This window comes from Arthrobacter sp. H41 (genome assembly GCF_000520535.1).
Classification (GTDB): domain Bacteria; phylum Actinomycetota; class Actinomycetes; order Actinomycetales; family Micrococcaceae; genus Arthrobacter_D.
Window position 1 is genome coordinate 9,856 of record NZ_KI914837.1, and the last position, 3,441, is coordinate 13,296.

Below are 3,441 nucleotides of genomic sequence, written 5' to 3' on the forward strand. Positions count from 1 at the left end.
GCCGACCTGTCGAACGACGGCGGGCTGTCGATGACCGGGTCGAAAGGGTTGCCCCTCGCGCCGTGGATGACCAGCCAGCCGCTGACGTTGCACTCGGGAAACAGGTCCTGCATCTCCCGGACGGTGTTCGTGATGCCGAGGCCCTGGACCGTCCTGCCCTGGTGCCGGAGCGTCCGGCCGTCCCAGTCGAAGTTACCCGGGGTGGCAGCGAAGGAATCGAGCACGGCGATCCGGTAGCCGCCGAGGACCGCATGGCTGGCAGTGGTCCCTGCCCTGTTCGGGAATCTCAGTCCGTTCACCAGACGGGCTGCTGGATACGTCGGCAGCAGGGACTGCTCCAGGATCGCCGCCGTCCGCAGTTCCCCCTCGACCCTTGCGCGGGCGGCACCTGCCATCCTGCCGAACATCCCCGGCTGCCGGGGCACTCCGTGCAGTTGCCGCCCGGCAAGGATGAGCGGCACCACCGGAGGCTCTGCCGGAGAGAACGGCGGGAGGTACTCCGGAGGCGCCTTCGCTGCCTCGGTGTCTTCGCCCTTCGCCGCGGTGCCGGCTCGGGATGGCGTGGTGCGGGATGAACCGGTACCCGACCCCGGCGGTCCGGTGCTCCGCGTGCCGTTGCCGGTGTCGTATTTCTGCCTGCGTACCGGGTCGCCCAGCGTCTCGTAGGCCACGGCCACCGCGTGGAACAGCTCCTCGCTCCCGCCGAGGTCGGGGTGGGAGGTCCGCGCCGCCCTGCGGTAGGCGTCCTTGATCTGCTTTTCGGTTGCATCGGATGCCAGGCCCAGAATGTCGTACAACGACGCGCCCGAGGCGTCCGCCATGGTGCTCCCCTTCGAATGTTGCAACAGCGTCGGCTTTCCGACGATCCCAGCGCTAGGTCCGCGCCTTCACGTATCGAATGTACAGTGCCGAATCCTCGGTCAGGAGCGACGCGAGGGAAAGTGCCACGGGGCCGGCCGGTGCCTTTCCGGCGGAGATCCGGGGTCCCTCACCACCGGCGAGGAGCGGGCTGAGCGACAGGCACAGGTCGTCGACGGCGTCGGACGCCGTCAGGGCACCCAGCACGGCGGGCCCGCCCTCGCAGAGAACCCTGGGGAGGGCGCGCTGGGCGAGGGCCTTCAGGAGCAACCCTGTTTCGACGGATTCGGCACCGCAGGGAACGACGTCGGCCACGTGGGACAGTGCGTCCAGTCGAGAAGCAGGCGCCGAGTCACTGGTGAAGATCAGGGGCTTCACGGGTGCGTTCGCGAAGAACCCGCTGGAAGGGTCGAGGTCGAGGGAACCGGAGATGATGCCGAGTGCGGGGTGAGCCGGGAGCCCCTGCCCACGGCGCCATGCCTGGCCTTCGTCGTCGACGAGGGCGCCCTCATAGCCTTCGGCCCGGATGGTTCCGGCACCGACCAGGATGATGTCGGGAAGCCGGCGCAGCAGGTTGAAGATGCGTTTGTCGCCGTCGTTCCCGAGACCGGAGGAGAGCCCGTTGCTCGTGGCCGAGCCGTCCGCCGCCGCCACGAAGTTGAACCGCACGTAGGGGTGTTGGGCTCCGGGGTCGGCGCAACCGGGATCGGCCGAGCCGGAATCCGCGTCATCGGGATAGGCATAGAGGCGCAACAGGTCGGCGTCGGTCAGCGCGCCGGATCCGCCGGGCAGCAACGCAGTGATCACCGAGCCGCCGGTTCGTTGGAGCTTCCCATGTTGTGGCGCAGGTAGGCGGGCTGCCGCCAGCCGAACACCGCTTCGGTGAGGTCGATGGCGGCCCGGGATGCCGCGACATTGTGCATCCGCACCACCCGTGCGCCGCCGAGGATGCAGATGACGGCGGCCGCCAGCGACCCTTCGACCCGCTCACGCTTCGGCCTGTCCAGGGTCTCCCCGATGAAGTCCTTGTTCGACACGGCGGCGAGCGTCGGGAAGCCCAGCGCGGCGATCTCGGAAAACCGCCGGGTGATCTCCAGCGAGTGCAGGGTGTTCTTGTTCAGGTCGTGGCCCGGATCCAGGAGGATGCGGTCCTCGCCGATGCCGAGGCCGACCGCGGTGTCCACCTTCCGCAGCAGGAACTCCGCGACGTCGCGGGCGACGTCGTCGTACGTCGGCCGCGGGTACACGGTGCGGGGCTCGGCGAGGCTGTGGGTGATGACGAGATGGGCACCCGCTGCGGCGACCACCGCGGCGAGTTCCGGGTTCCGGAGCCCGGTGGTGTCATTGATGACGTTCGCGCCGGCCGCGAGCGCGGCTTCGGCGACGTCGGGGAGGAAGGTGTCGGCGGAGATGACCACATCGGAGAACTCCCGCACCGCCGCAATGACCGGGACGATCCGCGCAGTCTCCTCCGCCGCAGAAACCGGGGAGCCGGGCGAGAACGGTGCGTCCGCCGATATCGATCCAGTCCGCACCGTCGCGGACCGCCGTTCGCGACGCCTCGATCGCGGCGTCCAGCGCGAACGTGGCGCCCGAATCGTAGAACGAATCGGGAGTGCGGTTGATCACCGCCATCAGCGCTACCTGCCGGTCGAAGTCCAGGACCTTCGCGCCGAAAGCCTGAACCGGATGCCGGAGCACCGGGACGAATCTGCCCGTCGGGGGAGGAGGTCCTGCTTCGCTGTCCACAAAGGTATTTCTACCAGAGCGACCGGACGACCCGGTGTGCACCGCCCGCACCGGTAGAATTGCAGGATGCCCGTGTACCTTGACCACGCGGCGACCACGCCTATCTCGGCGCCGGCGCTCGCCGCCCTCACGCTCGAACTCTCCCGTAGCGGCAATCCGTCGTCACTGCACGGCGCAGGCCGCCGCGCACGGCGCGCGGTGGAGGATGCCCGGGAGACTCTCGCCCGCGCGGCCGGCCCCACCCCTCCGAGGTCATCTTCACCTCCGGAGGCACCGAGGCGGACAATCTCGCGGTGAAAGGCCTCTTCTGGGCCCGACGCGACGAGGATCCGCGGCGGACGCGCATCCTGTGCTCGTCGATCGAGCACCCGGCTGTCCAGGACACCGTCGAGTGGCTCGAGCGCCACGAAGGTGCGCGGGTGACGTGGCTTCCCGTGGATGCCCAGGGCCGGGTGTCGCTCGAGGCGCTGCGGACCGAACTGCAGGCGGATTCCGCGTCGGTGGCACTGGTGAGCGTGATGTGGGCCAACAACGAGGTAGGCACGGTCCAGGGAATCGCGGAGATCACGGATTTCGCGGCGGCCTCCCGCGTCCCCGTCCACTCCGACGCCGTCCAGGCCTTCGGTTCCCTCCCGCTGTCCTTCGCGGACTCCGGGCTGGCGACGATGGCCGTCAGTGCCCACAAGATCGGCGGACCGGTGGGGGTGGGGGCGCTGTTCGTCGGCCGGTCGGTCAAGCTCACCCCGGTGCAGCACGGCGGCGGCCAGGAACGGGACATCCGGTCGGGAACCCTCGACTGCGCGGGCGTCGCCGCGTTCGCGGCGGCCGCGGACG

Annotated in this window: 3 protein-coding genes and 2 pseudogenes; 1 reads left to right on the forward strand and 4 read right to left on the reverse strand. The window is 69.6% G+C overall.

Annotation, left to right across the window (positions count from 1 at the left end):
* From Y705_RS20530 to Y705_RS23505, 4 genes and pseudogenes are all read right to left on the reverse strand, one after another.
* Nucleotides 1–845: J domain-containing protein (locus tag Y705_RS20530; RefSeq protein ID WP_216698816.1), on the reverse strand; the 845-nt coding region annotated here is incomplete at its 3' end.
* 28 nt (nt 846–873) lie between these two features.
* The gene (locus tag Y705_RS0115285) at nt 874–1,665 is read right to left on the reverse strand and encodes a pyrimidine reductase family protein (RefSeq protein WP_026533487.1); all 792 of its coding nucleotides are present in this window, start codon (nt 1,663–1,665) and stop codon (nt 874–876) included.
* Nucleotides 1,662–2,393 (reverse strand): dihydropteroate synthase, encoded by a 732-nt coding sequence (folP, locus tag Y705_RS0115290; RefSeq protein ID WP_343212773.1) that lies wholly within the window; start codon nt 2,391–2,393, stop codon nt 1,662–1,664. The genes Y705_RS0115285 and folP overlap by 4 nt, the downstream gene beginning before the upstream one ends.
* A gap of 28 nt (nt 2,394–2,421) precedes the next feature.
* Nucleotides 2,422–2,493, reverse strand: a pseudogene (locus tag Y705_RS23505) (hypothetical protein); the annotation flags it as partial.
* A 180-nt stretch (nt 2,494–2,673) separates the two neighbouring features.
* Between Y705_RS23505 and Y705_RS21550 the strand changes: the two are divergent.
* Nucleotides 2,674–3,441: pseudogene (locus Y705_RS21550) on the forward strand (cysteine desulfurase family protein); the annotation flags it as partial.